The sequence below is a fragment of the Pseudomonas citrullilanati genome, from assembly GCF_030580855.1.
Lineage (GTDB): Bacteria > Pseudomonadota > Gammaproteobacteria > Pseudomonadales > Pseudomonadaceae > Aquipseudomonas > Aquipseudomonas citrulli.
On record NZ_JAUQOP010000089.1, the window covers coordinates 1 to 1,592 of the forward strand.

Here is a 1,592-nt window from a genome sequence, read left to right on the forward strand (position 1 = left end):
GGGCTGCTTCACGCCCTGAGCTCTTCCGTCAACATACCTTTGTTGCTTGCGATGCCCTCGTCAAAGGCGAGTCGTGGCAGGTCAAGGCTTGTAGATAGACGCTTTCGTCGTATGGAGTTCTAGTCTTCCAGCACCGGTAAACGATCCTGATCCATTTAAAAGCCAGTGACCTCAGGGCTGCTTGATGAGAGCAGCCTTTGGTCTTCTGCTGGCGATAGTATGCCCCTGCCCATGCCGATTGATTGATGCTGTGGGCAGCCCACTCCACAAACGTCTGGCGCAAAAAGGTTGAACATTGATAGCGCCAGCGGACGATTCTCTTCTTGCCACTGCGCTCGGTAACCGGAGCAATCCCGGCATATCGCTGCACAGCACCAGCATTCTTGAAACGCTCACGTTGCTCACCAAAAGCCACCATCAGCCGTGGTGCAAGCTGTTGCCCGGCCCCAGGCAAGGATTTGAAGAGGCTGTAATCGGCCAGGGTATTGGCCGTTTCTTCGATCGCCGCATCAAACTGCTTGATCGCCACCAACATCCCGCTCAACTGCGATGCCAGGATCCGTACATACAGCGCTGAAGGGTTAACAATCCCTGGATCCTCTGTCAGTGGCGTGGCCTTGAGGATCAAGGCCAGACGCTCCTGATTGAGTTCTGCATGGCGAACATTATGCGCGTTAAGAAACTTCAAAACGCTGGTAGGCCGAGCACGTTTAAGTGCTTCCAACGTCGACCAGCGCTCCAGGAAATCACAAAACACTAACGTGTCGTGGTCGTGGAACAACTCCAGGGCCAACGGATAGTACTGCTTGAGCGTGCAGACCAACCGATTGCTGATTCTTACTCGCTCATCAACCAAGGTTCGCCGATGTTCGGTCAAGCTAGCCAGAGAGCGTAGGGCAGGACTTTGCTTCTCCTGCTGGGGAAATCTGTCTGGATGCTTGAGCAATAGCTCAAGTGCCCACTGGGCATCGCTCGGATCATCCTTCGCACCGCTGGGGACGAAGGCTTTACGCTGCTTGGCCAAAGTGGCGGGGTTAATCGGGAACAAACAAAAGAAATCATATTTTTGCAGAGCCGCGATCAACGGTCCTTTGTCCAATTCCACGGCAATGGCGATAGGGCCGCCATAGCACTGGTACAGCGTATGAGCCCATTGATCGATGGCTTCGGGGGTGTGTCGGATCACCGAGAAGGACCGCTGGGCCTGCCCAGCAACCTGCAGGCAAACGTCATGTTTGGTATCGGCCCAATCAATTCCGATATAAGCAGTGAATTCTTGAGACAACAGCGTTTGCATGACACACCTCCACAGACGCTAAAGTACATGCAGGAACATGCATGCTTGCGTCCAGCGAAGGCGATATAGAGAGCCGTGGCCGGCTTTCCCTGAGTGTTCGTTAGAGGGCGCAAGCGCACCTGCTGGGCTCGAAGGTGAAGCAGTAATCATCGAGATGCGTTGCAGCCCTATTCGTAGCCCGCAGGTGCATGTTCCTTCCTCGCCGACAACCGAATTCCAGCGAACATCAGTATGGAAGAGCAAGGAACGGACTACCTATATCGCAGCCCAGCGGGGATAAATCCCCTCGCCACAA

At 54.4% G+C, this 1,592-nt stretch carries 1 protein-coding gene; it reads right to left on the bottom strand.

Features of this window, described 5'->3' with window-relative positions:
* Positions 1-28 precede the first annotated feature (28 nt).
* Positions 29-1,297 (bottom strand): IS110 family RNA-guided transposase, encoded by a 1,269-nt coding sequence (locus Q6A48_RS25870; protein ID WP_304557309.1) that lies wholly within the window; start codon positions 1,295-1,297, stop codon positions 29-31.
* Positions 1,298-1,592: the final 295 nt, after the last annotated feature.

Bases quoted from the DNA above. Each gene is read 5' to 3' on its own strand.
- Q6A48_RS25870 (WP_304557309.1), bottom strand. From the start codon at position 1,297: ATGCAAACGCTGTTGTCTCAAGAATTCACTGCTTATATCGGAATTGAT.